The organism is Phyllobacterium sp. P5_D12, assembly GCF_054049495.1.
In genome coordinates, this window is record NZ_JBFUMG010000055.1 from 1 (window position 1) to 16,033 (window position 16,033).

The following is a 16,033-nucleotide window of genomic DNA, read 5'->3' on the forward strand; positions in this document are numbered from 1 at the left end:
GGTCAGTGGAAAACGCGTTCGGCACGATGCGCGGCTGCTCCAGCGGGTTGCTTGAGCGAATGTGGATCGAACCCGTACTCGTCGGACGGCAGTTCGAAAGCCCGATGGAAAAGCCCGGCCACGGGTCGGGCGTCAGTATCGGCCGTTCGCCATTCTTGGGGACCAGCGTTGAAAAAGCCTGGAAGTAGAGCTGCATGTTGGCGCGCTTGCGCGATGGGTCGCTACGAAAAAAGCCGCCGCCCTGGTTCATGCTGATTGACAGGGGTCCGCTCCGCAGCAGCAGGTATTCCATGCCCGCAAGCGTCTTTCCCCACCATGGTCGCAACATCTGGTTGAGCGATGGAACATTGGCCCGGTAGGTGTAGTTGATGCCGAGATGGTCTGCCAGATTTTCGCCCACCTGGGCGTTGTCGTGTACCACAGCAACGCCAAGATCGCGCAGCCGGGTGGCATCGCCGATACCCGACAGCTCCAGGAGCTGCGGTGTATTGATCGTGCCGCCGCAGAGTACGACCTCGCGGCCAGCCATGACAGTTTCGCTCTTGCCGTGGCGGGTGAATTCGACACCAGAGGCGCGCTTTCCTTCGAAAAGAATGCGCGTCACCATCGCCTGCGTGATGACAGTGACGTTGCGCCGCTTCATCGCGGGTCGCAAGAAAGCCCGCGCCGCGGACATTCGCCTTCCGCCTTTCGTAGTCAATTGAAAAGGTCCGACGCCTTCCTGGCGCGCGCCATTGAAATCAGGGTTATAGGCAAGTCCGGCTTCCTGCGCCGCCTTGATCAGCTGATGGGCAAGCGGATGAAACAGCTTTAAGCAGTCGCTGACATGCAGCGGCCCACCCTTGCCAAGGCTCTGTGTTGGCCCGTCATGATCCTCAAGCGAGCGGAATACCGGCAGAACGTCGGCGTAGCCCCAGCCCGGATTGCCCCTGTCGCGCCACTCGTCAAAGTCTTCGGGTGCGCCGCGAACATAGACCATGGCATTGATCGAACTCGATCCGCCAAGCACCTTGCCGCGCGGCCAGTAGTCGGCATTGCCATCAAGGCCAGGATCAGATTCCGCGCGGTACATCCAGTTGACGGATTTGTCGTAAAACGTCTTGCCATAGCCGAGCGGCATGGTCACGAAGAAGCGCCGGTCCGAGCCGCCGGCTTCCAGCACCAGCACGGAATGTCGTCCACTTGCTGAAAGTCGCTCCGCGACGACCGATCCGGCCGATCCTGATCCGACGATGATGAAATCAAAGGAGCGCATGCATGCCATTTCCAAATGCGTTATTGCATGCGTTCAGGATATCCGGCTTCGACTCCTTAAACCCAAACGGCTTTCCGCCATGGCCTATGGAAATTGCGACAGATGGTCCTTTCCTACGTTCCGCTCACCGCTGCGTTGAAGTTCTCGAAAAACTGCGTGGCAAGTTTTTTGGAGGTCGAGGCAATCAACCGGCTGCCGAGTTGAGCGATTTTGCCACCGACATCCGCATTGACCACGTAGGCCAGCACAGTTTCGGCGCCCTCGTCCGTCAAGGTGACATCGGCTCCGCCCTTCGCAAATCCGGCAACCCCGCCCTTGCCTTCGCCGGAGATCGTATAGGAGGAGGGCGGGTTGAGGTTCGTCAGCTCCACTTTGCCGCTGAAGCGTGCCTTCACGGGTCCCATCTTTACGCCGACGATGGCTTCGAGCTCCGTATCCGAGATTTTCTCAAGGCTCTCGCATCCGGGTATGCACGCCCTCAATATTTCCGGATCGTTCAAGGCTTTCCAGACAGTGTCGCGCGATGCGGCAATGCGTTCTTCTCCGGTCAAGTCCATGCTCAGCCCTCCCTTTTGGAGCAAATTAGAATACTATTCAGGCAAGTAGAAGCGTTCGAAGCGCCGCAGTTCCGCCAGCATTTGCGGCACAGACTTACCGTATTATGGAAAGACCGGGATTCTTCCTCCGGTTGATTGAACTAAAACCATTCCGGTGGCAGTTTGCCCACCATCAAGCGTGATTTCAGGAGACAGACATGGCGTCAGGACAAGCGAACGACCTCAAGCGGCAGGTGTTGGCATTGAAAGCACATTGGAAAAAGGGTGCGCCGAAGGACATGCGCGCGACCTTCGCCGATGACCCCAAGCGCTTTTCCCGCTATTCACTCCAGCTCGATGATTTGCTCCTCGACTGGTCGAAATGCCTCGTAGACGACGAAGCGCTGTCGCTGCTTGGCGAACTGGCCAAGGTTGCCAAGGTCGAAGAGCGTCGCGACGCAATGTTTGCCGGCAAACCAATCAACAATACGGAAGGCCGCGCAGTGCTGCACATTGCATTGCGCAACCGCTCCGGCAAGCCGATCAAGGTCGATGGCGAAGATGTCATGCCCGGCGTCAAGGAGGTGCTCGATCGCATGGCCGCCTTCGCCAACGGTCTGCGTTCCGGCGAAATCAAGGGTGCGAAGAACAAGCCGATCACTGACATCGTCAATATAGGCATCGGCGGTTCCGATCTCGGCCCGGCCATKGCCACGCTTGCCATGTCGCCCTACCATGACGGGCCCAGAGCGCATTTCGTCTCCAATATCGATGGCGCTCATATCGCCGACACGCTTGCCGGTCTCGATCCGGCGACAACGCTGATCATCATCGCCTCGAAAACCTTCACCACCATCGAGACCATGACCAACGCCAAGGCGGCGCGCAAATGGATCGCCGATGCGCTGGGCGAGAAGGCAGTTGGCAAGCATTTCGCCGCTGTTTCCACCGCGCTCGACAAGGTCGACGCCTTTGGTATTCCCGCAGACCGCATTTTCGGTTTCTGGGATTGGGTGGGCGGTCGCTATTCCATCTGGTCGGCGATCGGTCTTCCGCTGATGATCGCCATCGGACCGGAGAATYTCGACCGCTTTCTCGATGGCGCCCATGCCATGGACGAGCACTTCCGCAAAACTCCGCTGAAGAAAAACCTGCCGATGATGCTGGGCCTGATCGGCTACTGGCATCGCGCCATTTCCGGCTACACCAGCCGCGCCGTAATCCCTTACGACCAGCGGCTGGCCCGGTTGCCTGCTTATTTGCAGCAGCTCGACATGGAATCGAATGGCAAAGGCGTCACCATCGACGGCAAACCGGTTACCGGACCGACCGGACCCGTCGTCTGGGGCGAGCCCGGAACAAACGGCCAGCATGCGTTCTTCCAGCTTCTGCACCAAGGTACAGATACAATTCCAGTAGAATTCATCGTTGCGGCCAAGGGTCATGAGCCGCAGCTCGACAACCAGCACGAAATGCTGCTCGCAAACTGCCTCGCCCAATCGGAAGCACTCATGCGCGGCCGCACGTTGGACGAAGCCAAGGCGCAACTCGCGGCAAAGAACCTTCCCAAGTCTGAGGTGAACCGCATTGCGCCGCACAGGGTTTTCACCGGCAACCGCCCGTCGATTACCATTATCCATGACATTCTCGACCCCTATACGCTTGGACGCCTCATTGCCCTTTACGAGCACCGCGTGTTCGTGGAGGCGCAGCTTTACGGCATCAATGCCTTCGATCAGTGGGGTGTCGAGCTTGGCAAGGAACTTGCGACGGAACTTCTGCCGGTAGTCTCCGGTGAGGTAAAGCCGAACGACAAGGACGCTTCCACGCAAGGTCTTGTCGCGCACCTGCGCAAGCGCCGCGGCAAATAGAGCTAAAGTCAGACGAAATAATCGGAAAAGAATGATGAAAACGGAAATGATCACGCTGCCTGGCGATGTGCCCGGCAACTCAATCGAACTGCGCGTCCTGCGCTTTGAGGGCGGAAACAACGAAGCCGTGAGCGCTTATTTGCAATCGTCGCTGCATGGTTCGGAATTGCCGGGCCAGGCGGCATTGCATTTCCTCATTCCGATGCTTGAGACGGCCGAGAGGGAAGGCCGCGTTGCCGGCAGTATCACCGTCGTTCCGCAGGCCAATCCGATCGGCTCGGCGCAATGGCAGGCGCATCAGCATCTCGGCCGTTTCGACTATTTTTCCGGTGTCAATTTCAACCGTTCATTCCCGCTGCTCGTATCGTTCGATACCACTGGGCTCCCCGCCATCGATGCACCGAAATCTCTGGCAGAACGGTTGAAGGCGCAGCTCTTGCGTTTGGCGTTGCCGCACCAAATCGTGCTTGACCTCCACTGTGACGACGAGAGCGAGAACTACCTTTATATCCATCAGGCATTCTTGCCGGAAATGTACGATCTCGCTTCCGCGCTTGGTTCGACCGCCATCCTCTCATGGGATAGCACGGCCGATGCCGCCTTCGAGGAGGCGTGTGCGCATCCGGCATTGCATCTGTCCGAGCAAGAACGAAAGGCCCGCGCGGTTACCACCGTCGAGTTTCGCGGCCTGAACGATGTCGATATCGAAACCGGCAAACACGACGCCGAAGGCCTGTACAGGTTCCTGGTCCATCGCGGCGTGATCATCGACGACAGCGTCAAGCTGAAGGTCGATTTCAGTGGACCGGTGACGCCACTCGAAAATGTCGAGATGATCCGCGCGCCGCAGGGCGGGATGATTCTGTTCCACGTCGATATCGGCACCGAGGTCGAAGCCGGCGCCAAGCTCGTGACGGTCGTGACTGTCCCGGGTGATCCAAGCGGCGACATCACGCTGACCGCACCGCAGGCAGGGCGGGTTCTCACGCGCCGTAGCCACCGTTATACCCGTCGCGGTGATGATCTGTTGAAACTCCTCGGCGGCAAGCGTTCGGAAAACGCCCGGCCGGGATCACTGGAAGCCTGATGCCAACCGAGCAATCGACAAAGATCCGCGGCATCCTCTTCGACAAGGATGGCACGCTCGTCGATTTCAACCGCACCTGGTTCGGAATCACCATGGAACTGGCGCATAAGGCAGCCGATGGTGATGAGGCACGGGCGCGGGCACTGGTCGAAGCGGGCGGTTATGATTGGGAGATGGAAAAGTTTCGTGGCGGCTCGGTCATCGCCGCGGGAACTGTCAACGACATTGTCGATCTGTGGCATCCCGAATTGACGCTTGAGGAAAAGCGCGAGCGCATCACGGCCTACAACGCCTATGCCGTGCAAGAAGGTTCGCGCCGTGCCATCGGCATCGAAGGTTTGCACGCGACGCTAGAAGCGCTGGTCGCGCAAGGATTTGTCCTTGGCATCGCCACCAACGACTCGGAAGCCGGTGCGCGCGCAACGGCGGAAGCGCTCGGCCTGACCGCATTGTTCAGCGTGATTATCGGTTATGATTCCGTGGCGCGCGCCAAGCCCCATGCGGACCAGCTGCATTTATTTGCGGCCAAGACCGACCTTGAGCCAAATTCTATCGCCATGGTCGGCGACAACGCCCACGATCTGGAGATGGCCCATGCAGCCGGCGCCGGCCTTGCCATCGGCGTCCTGTCAGGCAACAGCACGCTGGATGACCTTGCGCATCTCAGCGACGCCATCCTGGGTTCCATCGCCGAATTGCCGCAGTTTCTGGAAAAGCGTGCTCAATCTTGATTTAGAGCATCCACCTATCCGTCATCCTCGGGCTTGACCCGAGGACCCACGATTTATGTGTGCCGAGATGGCATTGTTGTATACTTCCATCTTGGTATGGGTCCTCGGGTCAAGCCCGAGGATGACGGATAGGTGCTCAAAACCCTCCGATTGCTATGATGACAATGATTTGAGTGCCTGTTACGGATCGCGGTGCTATCAATCCTTCGCATTGTAAGACCTAAAGCGAGGACAGCATGGACAGTCAGGGTTTGGCGATTGATATAGGTGACGTCGAGGCCGCCGCAGCGAGGCTCAAAGGCCAGATTGTGTCGACGCGGCTTGTAGAATCCGAAGCCCTGAACGCAAAGTACAAGGCGCGTATACTGTTCAAGCCGGAATGTCTGCAACGCACAGGCTCTTTCAAATTCCGCGGCGCTTACAACCGTATCAGCCAGTTCACCGGGGACGAGCACAAGCGCGGCATCATCGCCTACTCCTCGGGCAATCACGCCCAAGGCGTTGCCAGCTCAGCCAAGCTATTCGGCATTCATGCCACCATCATCATGCCGCTTGATGCTCCGCAGACAAAGGTCGCCAACACGCGCTCCTATGGCGCGGAAGTCGTGTTTTACGACCGCTATAATCAAACGCGCGATGAAGTCGCCGCACCCTATATCGAGGAGCGCGGCATGATCCTTGTTCCACCATATGACGATCCTTCCATCATGGCGGGGCAGGGAACGATCGGCCTCGAACTTGTGGCCGATGCCAATGAGCGCGGGCTGACACTCGACGAATTGTTCGTACCGAGCGGCGGCGGTGGTCTTATCAGCGGCATTTCCGTGGCGGTGAAGGCTAGTTCTCCCGGGACGCGCATATGGGGCGTCGAGCCGGAAAATTTCGATGATCTGCGCCGTTCGCTGATCGCAGGTCAGCCGGTCGCCAATGAACCCGGTCATCGTTCGATCTGCGATGCGATCCTGACGCCGCAACCGGGAAATCTCACCTTCCCGGTCAACCAGCGCAACCTCGCCGGCGCCATCGCGGTCACCGATGACGCCGTGAAGGCCGCGATGCGCGATGCAGCGAACTACCTGAAATTGATTGTCGAACCTGGCGGCTGTGTCGGGCTCGCGGCTTTGGCAAGCGACGAAATCGATATCGAGGGCAAGACGGTTGCTGTGGTCCTATCCGGCGGCAATGTCGATCTCGACCTCTATGGCGAATTCATCGCGGCAGCTTAGCCCTTCGTCTCAGAGGTACTAATAGCGCGCGTCTGTCATCATATTGTTACTCTGGCGTCATAGCGGGGAGGTACGTTTAAGAGACTCTTGACGACCCAGCCAGATAGCCAGAGGTAAGCGCCATGAACGACCAGTCTCCGACATTCCGCACCAGCCAGCTCGAGGAAAATGCCGGCCCGGGAAACAACCCGACTGACAATGCCACCATGGGCGAACTCATTGCCGCGCGCTTCTCGCGGCGGGGTTTTCTCAAGGGCTCTCTCGCCGTATCCGCCATCGCCGCAACCGTCAGCCCCATGGCACTGATGATGGCGGACGATGCGCGCGCCGAGAGCAAATCGGCTTTCACTTTCGAGGAAGTCGAGGTCGGGATCGATGAGACGCACCATGTCGCCGCCGGTTATGACGCGGATGTCCTGTTGCGCTGGGGTGATGGCATTTTTGCCGATTCGCCCGAGTTCGATCCGCTGAACCAGACACCGGAAAGCCAGGCCAAGCAGTTCGGCTACAATAATGATTATGTCGGCTATATTCCGATCGACGGCTCTTCCGAGCACGGCCTGCTCGTCGTCAATCACGAATACACCAATGAACATCTGATGTTCCCGGGTATTGTCAAAGTCGTCAAGGATGACAACGGCGACGCAAAGATAGAGATTGCGCCGGCTGACCAGAAGCGTGTCGATATCGAAATGGCCGCCCATGGCGGCACAGTTGTCGAAATCAAAAAGACCGATGGCAAGTGGCAGGTCGTCAAGGACGGCAAGCTCAACCGGCGCATCACCGCCAATACGGAAATGCAATTGTCCGGCCCGGTTGCCGGGCATGACCGCGTCAAGACCAATGCCGATGCTTCCGGCAAAAAAGTTCTCGGCATGATCAATAATTGCTCAGGCGGTGTTACCCCTTGGGGCACCTATGTTTCGGGCGAAGAAAATATCCATGGCTATTTCACCGGCACACTGCCCGAGGACAGCAAGGAAGCTGCTAATTACAAGCGCAACGGCATTCCGGAAACCGCCTATGATTGGGGTAAGTTTCACGATCGCTTCGACCTGTCGAAAGACCCCAATGAAGCCAACCGCTTTGGCTACGTCGTCGAGATCGACGTGAACGAGCCCAATTCGATCCCCAAGAAGCGCACGGCACTCGGGCGCTTCAAGCATGAGGGTGCCGATTCCATCGTCGCCAAGGATGGCCGCGTCGTCTTCTATCTCGGCGACGATTCGCGCTTCGAATATGTCTATAAATTCGTCACTGCCGGCAAATTCAACCCGGATGACCGCGCTGCCAATATGGATCTTCTCGATGATGGCACGCTTTACGTTGCCAAATTCGATGTCGACGGCTCTGTCAACTGGCTGCCCGTCGTCTTTGGCCAAGGCCCGCTGACGGAAGCCAATGGCTTTGCCAGCCAGGCCGACGTTTTGATCGAAACCCGTAGGGCCGGTGATCTGCTTGGCGCGACCAAGATGGATCGCCCGGAGGACATTGGCCCCAACGGGGTCAATGGCAAAGTCTATGTCATGCTGACCAACAACACCAAGCGCAAGGACGATCAGGTCGACGCTGTCAACCCGCGCGCCAAAAACGCCTTCGGCCATATAGTCGAGATTGCCGAGGAAGACGGCAATTTCGCCGCCACCAAGGGCAAGTGGGAAATCCTCTTGAAATGCGGTGATCCATCAGTCGCCGATGTCGGTGCATCCTTCTCTACCGATACCACCAAGAATGGCTGGTTCGGCATGCCGGACAATTGCGCGGTCGATGCGGATGGCCGCTTGTGGATATCCACCGACGGCAATTCGCCCAAGGAAACCGGCCGCACCGACGGCCTTTGGGCTGTCGATACCGAAGGCGGGGCTCGCGGCACGTCGAAACTGTTCTTCCGCGTGCCGGTTGGCGCGGAAATGTGCGGTCCGCTCATGCTGCCGGACATGGCGACATTCATGGTTGCCGTCCAGCATCCGGGCGATGGCGGCGACGATTGGAAGCCTTTCGGCCGTCCATCCTATTACGAGGATCTCTCCACCCGCTGGCCAGACTTCAAGGACAACATGCCGGTGCGCCCCTCCGTCCTCGCCATCACCAAAAAGGGCGGCGGCAAGATCGGCGTTTGATTGCGGAGTACGGCGACACCTCTCCGTTGCAGGTTTTCCGTCATCACAAAGCGCTTCCTTTTCCGTCATCCTCGGGCTTGACCCGAGGACCCAGGGAAAGGGAGCGCGCCGCCCCATGTGCAAAGCGCTTCACGCATTCCACGGATTACTGCACTCGATGGAATACACACCAGCACTACGCTGGATTGCCGCGAGCTTGTGGGCAGATACCATTCCCTTGCCATAGGTCCTCGGGTCAAGCCCGAGGATGACGGAGAGGGGAGTGCCTTCGACGACGGAGGTGTTTTCATCAAAACTATTTCGGAGGCCATTAGTGCAATTTAGCATTGAGCCCTCAACGAATTGAGAGGCGCTCGTCAATCCATTGCCACTCGGCCGCAACCTTCGGCTCAGCCTTCTCAGGTCGAGCTCTCTGCGATCGCTTTACCCTTGCAGATGACACCACGCCGCCCAAGGGTGAGCGGCGTGGCGCGATACTTCAATGATTGACGACCAGTTGCTTGTCTTCAGGCTTGCCCGAAGCCGGCTTGTCTGGCCCTCCATTGCCGCCGAGGGCAATGCCACCGCCCGACCCGCCGAGAATACCAGCCTTTGCCAATTCAATCTCCGCCAGTCGCTCTGCGCGTCCAAAGTTCTGCAGCTCGATATCGGTGATGGCCACCTTGCCGCTTTCCTTGGGGAAGACGAGCTTCAATTTTTCGAGGTGGGCAAGATCGATACCCTCAAAGGCTTGCAGGGGAATAGCAACCATGTTCATAAGCATCTTCACTTGACCGTTGGCGTAGGGCGCGTCGGTTGGGTCGTCCAGCCTTGGCAAGTCTTCTTCTTTGGGTGTTGTTCCACCCTTCTTCCGCTTCGGTGCGTTGTACAATGCGTCGCTGAAATTGCTTGCATCCACCGTATGCGACTTGCCGGCTGTGTCGGTAAGTGTCACCAATACTTCCTGACCCATGGGACGCACCACCGCTATGCGGAAGGTGAGTGAATCATACTCTTTGGCAGAGAGATCTTTAAGATCGGTGATGATCGCTCGCTCTACCGGCTGCGTATCCGTTTTTGGTTTCGACCAGGCAAGCTCCGCATGATCGGCAATGGAACGTAGCCCATTACCTCCGTCCCCATTGAATTCGAACCCTGGTAGCCGTTTGGGCGTGCAGGCGCCCGCGCTATAGGCACCCGCAGGCATTTCGCAGCGGGCACTGTCATCGAAACCGGAAAATGTGATCGTTCCGCCAAGCAGATTTGTTTCCGGACTGGTGGTGGGTTCAAACCGCTGGATCAGCTTGCGGCTTGCTCCACCCTTTTGCACGGTCAGAACAAACCGCTCGTCGCACCGTCCATATGCCTTGGGGCAGGCCGCTTCTGGCACCTGAGCCAAACCATTCCAGTAGGTGGCAAAGATCTTCTCGCCACCTACGTGATACCGCATAAACGAGTTTATGACGAACAAGCCGGTGCCCCGCTGATCTTCATCGTTCAGGCGAATGCTGTCAGTTCGTTTTTTGTCTCTCAAGCAATAGTCTGGGCCCCTACCCGATGCGAAGTCATCGCCGGTCCAGATCGTATTGTAGTCGTTGTGATTGGCGCCGTTCACCATGATCTGATAGCGCGGTGCGATATCATCGTCAGGCCCAAAGCGATTGTGGTCATAGCTGACGGCACCCTGCAAATTGGCCATGTCTCCATCGCAGGACGGCAATAGCACTGCGAGTGGCACTTTGTTGAGACCGGTATTGCCGCCGAAATCCGTGGGCGCCAGCAAGAATGCGCCTTTGAATTGATAGGACGGTGGTTCGTTTGCATTCCCGCTGCCGGCTGCGAAGAAGATGTTATGTTTCGTGATTGCGCTGGCAAGCTTTGCTTCGTCAACGCTTCCAGCTGTAGTAATGGCGGCAGTAAGATCGGGATAGCCGGAAAATCGAGACCGGGCCCCCGCTCACGGCTGCGATCAGATCCTGCTCGGTCGTGCCGCGCCGGACCATATTGAACAGGATCGTGTTTGTAACTCCCTGACCGCCGCGCGAATGGCCCATGATGCCGATGCGCGAGAAATCGAGCTTGCCTTTCAACCCATTGAGTGCGCCTGGCATTCCATCTGGATTGATCTGACCCTGCTCGTTGACTTGGCGAAGGCGGTCGAGTGTGCCCAGCATCAGTTGTGCACGTGATTGACTTGAAGCATCAGCAGCCCAAGGGTCAACCCCCCGAGTGCCGAGGCCATTGATTGCATTTGCATCGATCGACAGCACGACGTAGCCATGTGTCGCAAGGTGTTCAGCAAGATAATCATAGCCTTTGTAGCTTGCGTCCGCTGCACTATGGTTCCCGTGCAAGAGAATAATAACCGGGAAGGTCGTTGATAGCGGCGGCCCCATCGCATCTCGGGGGTAGCGTATCCAGCCATGGATCGGTGTGAGTAGCGTGGCCCCATTGCCGAATGTGGCGGAATCACCACTTGCCACGGCAACCAAATTGCCAAGGTTATACTCGTAGGCCGGTGAGGACCAGAATGTCTGCCCACCAATCGTATCCGGCGCCGTTTCGATAAACCGGCTTGCCCCTTTGCTGGCGGCGGTATCGAGCAAACCATCGATCGGGTTGGGCTCACCGCCTGTCTTTTCCAGCGGCTTTGGCTCGGTGTCCGGCACTTCTTTAACCTCGCCGACCACTGGCTCGTTCGGCACCTTGGTGTCGTCAACGACATTACCTTCATCCATCACCGTCTCACCGGCAAATGTTCCTTCGGGCGTGTTCTGATCGGTAACCGGCGGCGCCCCTTGGGCCACACCACCGTCATTGTTACAGCCCATCAAAAGCGCAAGCAGCGCACTGAACAGGCACGCGCGGGTCAATTCCCGCGTCTTCCGTTTCTTCATTGGAAACTCCTGACTTGGCAGATGCCCGTCGCGGCGAACGATCCGCCTTGAAAACATACAAAATATCGATGTCAGGGCCGCTTGAAATGGAATGCGGCCCCGTCGGCTAACAGAACTTGAAATGCAACAAGCGTGCCAGATTCTGACGTATTAGGCGAAGGTATGAGCTTTGCGGGGACTCCGGTCAGTCCGCCCAGCCAAACGCCTGCTCGCTCAATTTGCGCACATGGTCGCGTACATCCTGCGGCCAGCCTTCGGTCAAATCCGTGAAGCGCTGCACATTGCCCGCATAAAGCGCCCGCGCTGCCTCTTCGTAATGCGGCTCGTTGCCGGCCATCACCATCATGAAACTGTCGGCCGCACCTTGCGCCTGCCGCTTCCTTTCGCGCCCGCCATATCCGTTACGTGCCGCGTCGACGAGCTTGCGCAACGTAACGGAAGCGCCGCCCGGCTGGCCGTTGAGCCAGTCCCACTGTCGCGGCAAAAGCGTTACCTCACGTGCCGTAACGCCGAGCTTCGGCCGGCCCGGTTTGCGCGGTTCGCTCGTATCTAGCCGTGYCGCGATTTCCGCATCGCTGCCGCGCAGGTCGAATTCCACCTGCTTCCCCGTGGCATCGTCGAAGACGAGGATCGCCTCGCCAGTATCGCCCGCACGCTTCAGCGCCAGCGCCACCTCGATCCGCGTTCCGCTCGCGATCTTCCGCATGCCCTGAAAGGCCGTGCATGTCTGTTCTGTCGTTTCCATGATCCTGCCCACCTGTTGGATGGCAGGCTTTTACCCGGGTAAAACACCCTCGTCAATATATCCGGGTAAAATTATTCTCCGCTATTCTGTCACCACCCGCACGCTACCCTTCCAAATCCGCCCGAAATGCTCTATGTGGCGCGCATGAGTACTCCACTAGATCACATTCGTAATTTCTCCATCGTCGCCCATATCGACCATGGCAAATCCACCCTTGCCGACCGGCTGATCCAATCGACCGGCGGGCTGGAGCTGCGCGACATGAAGGAGCAGGTGCTCGACTCGATGGATATCGAGCGCGAGCGCGGCATCACCATCAAGGCGCAGACCGTCCGGCTGAACTACAAGGCCAACAATGGCGAGACCTATGTCCTCAACCTGATCGACACGCCAGGCCACGTCGATTTCGCCTATGAGGTGTCGCGGTCGCTGTCTGCCTGTGAAGGCTCGCTGCTCGTCGTCGATGCCAGCCAGGGCGTCGAGGCGCAGACCCTCGCCAATGTCTACCAGGCCATCGACAACAACCACGAGATCGTCGTGGTCTTGAACAAGGTCGATCTCCCCGCCGCCGAGCCGGAGCGTATCCGCGAGCAGGTCGAGGAGGTCATCGGCATCGATGCGAGCCAGGCCGTGCTGATCTCCGCCAAGACCGGCCTCGGCATTCCGGATGTGCTGGAAGCCATCGTCAACCAGCTGCCGCCGCCGCGCGAGGGTGACCGCACCAAGCCGCTGAAGGCCATGCTGGTCGATAGCTGGTATGATGCCTATCTCGGCGTCATCGTTCTCGTGCGCATCATCGATGGCGTCCTGAAAAAGGGCCAGACCATCCGCATGATGGGCACCGGCGCCAAATATCCGGTCGAGCGCACCGGCGTGTTCACGCCGAAGATGCTCGCCGTCGATGAGCTTGGCCCCGGCGAGTTCGGCTTCATCACCGCCTCGATCAAGGAAGTCGCCGACACCCGCGTCGGCGATACAATCACCGAGGACAAACGCCCGACCGCGTCGATCCTGCCCGGTTTCAAACCGGCGCAGCCCGTGGTCTTCTGCGGCCTCTTCCCCGTCGATGCGGCGGATTTCGAGGATCTGCGCGCCGCCATGGGCCGCCTGCGCCTCAACGATGCCTCGTTCTCCTTCGAGATGGAAAGCTCCGCCGCGCTCGGCTTCGGCTTCCGCTGCGGCTTCTTGGGGCTGCTGCATCTCGAGATCATCCAGGAGCGGCTGGAGCGCGAGTTCAACCTCGATCTCATCGCCACCGCGCCGAGCGTCGTCTACAAGCTCAACATGACCGACGGCACCCAGCGCGAGTTGCACAATCCCGCCGACATGCCGGAGGTGATGAAGATCGCCTCCATCGAGGAGCCGTGGATCCGCGCGACGATCCTCACCCCCGATGATTATCTCGGTTCGATCCTCAAGCTCTGCCAGGACCGCCGCGGCATCCAGATCGATCTCAACTATGTCGGCAAGCGCGCCATGGTCACCTATGACCTCCCGCTCAACGAGGTGGTGTTCGATTTCTACGACCGGCTGAAGTCGATCAGCCAGGGCTATGCCTCCTTCGATTATCATTTGTCGGATTATCGCGAAGGCAATCTGGTCAAGATGTCGGTGCTGGTGAATGGCGAGCCGGTTGACGCATTGTCGATGATGGTGCACCGCGCCGCCGCCGAAAAGCGCGGCCGCGACCTTTGCGAAAAGCTCAAGGACCTCATCCCCAAGCACATGTTCAAGATCCCGATCCAGGCGGCCATCGGCGGCACGGTGATCGCGCGGGAAACCATCTCGGCCCTGCGCAAGGACGTGACGGCCAAGTGCTATGGCGGCGACGTCTCGCGCAAGCGCAAGCTTCTGGAAAAGCAGAAGGAAGGCAAGAAGCGCATGCGGCAGTTCGGCAAGGTCGAAATCCCGCAGGAAGCGTTCATCCAGGCGCTGAAGATGGGCGATAGTTGAGGGCTCTGGCCCTCCACTACAGGTCCTGTAGAGCTCCGATGCGCCCAGCCACTCTCTCGCTTCTCGCCCTGATCCTGTGCAGCGCGGCGCTTGCCGGCTGCACTACAACTGCGCCGCGCACCCCACTCGCAGCTGCGCCCGTCGTGCAGGGCGACCAACCCGAACCACCAACGCCCGGTATCAAGCCGCTCACGGTAGAACAAGAGGAGCAGTTCGGGGGGTAGCTTTGTGGCAAATTCAGCGAAACTTGCCAGATCTACGGGAGATGTATCCTAATTGGGTAATTCAGTGTTTTCGCTACCCGACACAGTTTCGAGGCTATGCTGATCGAATCCAAGAAGCCAGCTTTGCACTTTCGGATCTTTTGGGCTGCTTCCTTACCGTTGCGAGGAGGATGACTTGCAACATTTCGAAACTCTTGAATGAAAGATCGAGCCCCACCAAGAGCTGCGCGGTGGTTCTGAAATGCATTACTCGCGTACAGATCGTCAATACGAAACGCCAACGGCTTTCCCAGCGTGGCATTTGTGACAACCCCTCGATTAACAGCATGCTCGCATATCGAAGTGATTATTGCTTCGACGATTTGTCCCGAGTCTTGCAATCCTTGACCTTCGTTAGTTAAGTAAACCTCGTAAGCCGTTTTAAATGCAACTTTCATTCGAAGCGGCAATTCGCGGAGGTCTCTGTCGAATTCATCGTGGGGGATATACTGAGCGAGAGGAATGCAGTTATGTTGTATCGCAACATTACCAATGTCATCTACCGTTACGATGCCAAAGCCATGATTCTCCAACTGAACACATTCCGGAAAATACATCTAGCATTATACCAGGTTGAGCAGAGCTAATAACATCAACAACTGCAGGAGCTAGCTCTCGCTTCGTTCCCATGTAACTGATATTTACACCCATGCCCCATGCTCCGATACATTCGTATCGGCGTTCTACCCGCAAGAATCACAATAAATCGTTGCGGCAAAATAACAAACTTATTCAGACGAGTTATAAAACTTGCGGCGGCTCAGCATACCTCCCATGCGGATATTGCACTGCAYAATATCCATGCGTGCGCCTATCCTGTGACTGTTGAAAACACCCACCAGGAAACAGGCCATGAGCTTTCTGATTGATTTCGCCACCCGCAGCCGCCGCAATGACAGTGCCTATCGTGAGGCGCTCGCCATGCTGCAGGGCATGAGCGCACGTGACCGCGCCGATATCGGCATCAAGCAGGCGGATTTCGCCCGCATTGCGCGCGAGATGTCGCGCCGCTGAATTTTGCGCCCCGCCGGGCCCTGATGGAGGGGCAGGCTTGGGAGGATGCTGCCCGTTTCCATGAGGCCCGGCCTGAGGCGCGGCGCATCAGGTGCGCCGGGTAAACTCCATCACCCAGTTGGTTTCCCAGGTTTCGCCGCCATCCTTGGAAAAGGCCTGCGCCCAGAGCGGCGCTTCGGGCGAGGGGGTCCACAGGAAGCGCACGCGCACCGGCACGCCGTCATCCGTATCTTCGCCGTAGAAAACGCCCTTGCCATTGTCGAAATGGCCGATGACCGGCGGAAACAGCACATTCGCGCGGCTGTCGGCCCAATGCAGCGACCATGAGCCGTCGCGCGGGTTGAACAGGCGCAGCG

General features: G+C 58.2%; 13 protein-coding genes and 1 pseudogene. 8 read left to right on the top strand and 6 right to left on the bottom strand.

Translation table 11 applies throughout. The features are described from left to right. Positions 1 to 1,255: GMC family oxidoreductase (locus ACXJ5O_RS06365; RefSeq protein WP_457299153.1), on the bottom strand; the 1,255-nt coding region annotated here is incomplete at its 3' end. A 113-nt stretch (positions 1,256 to 1,368) separates the two neighbouring features. Continuing rightward, entirely contained in the window at positions 1,369 to 1,812 is a 444-nt protein-coding gene (locus ACXJ5O_RS06370) for a CoxG family protein (protein ID WP_457299154.1), read from the bottom strand. Positions 1,813 to 2,009: 197 nt separating this feature from the next. Here ACXJ5O_RS06370 and pgi point away from each other — a divergent pair, with 197 nt between their 5' ends. The 5 genes from pgi (at position 2,010) to ACXJ5O_RS06395 (ending at position 8,826) form a co-directional block, all read left to right on the top strand. After that, positions 2,010 to 3,662, top strand: a complete 1,653-nt coding sequence (gene pgi / locus ACXJ5O_RS06375; protein ID WP_457299155.1) for a glucose-6-phosphate isomerase — start codon at positions 2,010 to 2,012, stop codon at positions 3,660 to 3,662. Between the two features lie 34 nt (positions 3,663 to 3,696). Then, positions 3,697 to 4,749 carry a peptidase M14 gene (locus ACXJ5O_RS06380; RefSeq protein ID WP_457299164.1) on the top strand — a complete coding sequence of 351 codons (1,053 nt, stop codon included), beginning with the start codon at positions 3,697 to 3,699 and terminating at the stop codon, positions 4,747 to 4,749. After that, positions 4,749 to 5,480 carry an HAD family hydrolase gene (locus ACXJ5O_RS06385; protein WP_457299156.1) on the top strand — a complete coding sequence of 244 codons (732 nt, stop codon included), beginning with the start codon at positions 4,749 to 4,751 and terminating at the stop codon, positions 5,478 to 5,480. The genes ACXJ5O_RS06380 and ACXJ5O_RS06385 overlap by 1 nt, the downstream gene beginning before the upstream one ends. Positions 5,481 to 5,716: 236 nt before the next feature. Continuing rightward, complete coding sequence (locus ACXJ5O_RS06390) at positions 5,717 to 6,706, top strand: threonine/serine dehydratase (protein ID WP_457299157.1); 990 nt, start codon at positions 5,717 to 5,719, stop codon at positions 6,704 to 6,706. Positions 6,707 to 6,828: 122 nt separating this feature from the next. Then, complete coding sequence (locus ACXJ5O_RS06395) at positions 6,829 to 8,826, top strand: PhoX family protein (protein WP_457299158.1); 1,998 nt, start codon at positions 6,829 to 6,831, stop codon at positions 8,824 to 8,826. Positions 8,827 to 9,304: 478 nt separating this feature from the next. Here the strand turns inward: ACXJ5O_RS06395 and ACXJ5O_RS06400 are convergent, their stop codons facing one another. The 3 genes from ACXJ5O_RS06400 to ACXJ5O_RS06410 form a co-directional block, all read right to left on the bottom strand. Beyond that, positions 9,305 to 10,588, bottom strand: a complete 1,284-nt coding sequence (locus tag ACXJ5O_RS06400; RefSeq protein ID WP_457299159.1) for a hypothetical protein — start codon at positions 10,586 to 10,588, stop codon at positions 9,305 to 9,307. Between the two features lie 103 nt (positions 10,589 to 10,691). Next, the gene (locus ACXJ5O_RS06405) at positions 10,692 to 11,702 is read right to left on the bottom strand and encodes an alpha/beta hydrolase family protein (protein WP_457299160.1); all 1,011 of its coding nucleotides are present in this window, start codon (positions 11,700 to 11,702) and stop codon (positions 10,692 to 10,694) included. A gap of 184 nt (positions 11,703 to 11,886) precedes the next feature. After that, positions 11,887 to 12,447, bottom strand: a complete 561-nt coding sequence (locus tag ACXJ5O_RS06410; RefSeq protein ID WP_457299161.1) for a DUF2239 family protein — start codon at positions 12,445 to 12,447, stop codon at positions 11,887 to 11,889. A 144-nt stretch (positions 12,448 to 12,591) separates the two neighbouring features. Between ACXJ5O_RS06410 and lepA the strand changes: the two genes are divergently transcribed. From lepA to ACXJ5O_RS06425, 3 genes are all read left to right on the top strand, one after another. After that, the gene (gene lepA, locus ACXJ5O_RS06415; protein WP_112525767.1) at positions 12,592 to 14,400 is read left to right on the top strand and encodes a translation elongation factor 4; all 1,809 of its coding nucleotides are present in this window, start codon (positions 12,592 to 12,594) and stop codon (positions 14,398 to 14,400) included. Positions 14,401 to 14,438: 38 nt separating this feature from the next. Then, positions 14,439 to 14,624, top strand: coding sequence for a hypothetical protein (locus tag ACXJ5O_RS06420; RefSeq protein WP_457299162.1), 186 nt, complete (start codon positions 14,439 to 14,441; stop codon positions 14,622 to 14,624). Positions 14,625 to 15,515: 891 nt separating this feature from the next. Continuing rightward, positions 15,516 to 15,677, top strand: a complete 162-nt coding sequence (locus ACXJ5O_RS06425) for a hypothetical protein (RefSeq protein ID WP_457299163.1) — start codon at positions 15,516 to 15,518, stop codon at positions 15,675 to 15,677. An 87-nt stretch (positions 15,678 to 15,764) separates the two neighbouring features. Here ACXJ5O_RS06425 and ACXJ5O_RS06430 read toward each other — a convergent pair. Further along, positions 15,765 to 16,033, bottom strand: a pseudogene (locus ACXJ5O_RS06430) (hypothetical protein); the annotation flags it as partial.

Coding starts and splice junctions, on each gene's coding strand:
- ACXJ5O_RS06370 (WP_457299154.1), bottom strand. CDS start 1,812: ATGGACTTGACCGGAGAAGAACGCATTGCCGCATCGCGCGACACTGTC.
- ACXJ5O_RS06380 (WP_457299164.1), top strand. CDS start 3,697: ATGAAAACGGAAATGATCACGCTGCCTGGCGATGTGCCCGGCAACTCA.
- ACXJ5O_RS06385 (WP_457299156.1), top strand. CDS start 4,749: ATGCCAACCGAGCAATCGACAAAGATCCGCGGCATCCTCTTCGACAAG.
- ACXJ5O_RS06390 (WP_457299157.1), top strand. CDS start 5,717: ATGGACAGTCAGGGTTTGGCGATTGATATAGGTGACGTCGAGGCCGCC.
- ACXJ5O_RS06395 (WP_457299158.1), top strand. CDS start 6,829: ATGAACGACCAGTCTCCGACATTCCGCACCAGCCAGCTCGAGGAAAAT.
- ACXJ5O_RS06405 (WP_457299160.1), bottom strand. CDS start 11,702: ATGAAGAAACGGAAGACGCGGGAATTGACCCGCGCGTGCCTGTTCAGT.
- lepA (WP_112525767.1), top strand. CDS start 12,592: ATGAGTACTCCACTAGATCACATTCGTAATTTCTCCATCGTCGCCCAT.
- ACXJ5O_RS06420 (WP_457299162.1), top strand. CDS start 14,439: ATGCGCCCAGCCACTCTCTCGCTTCTCGCCCTGATCCTGTGCAGCGCG.
- ACXJ5O_RS06425 (WP_457299163.1), top strand. CDS start 15,516: ATGAGCTTTCTGATTGATTTCGCCACCCGCAGCCGCCGCAATGACAGT.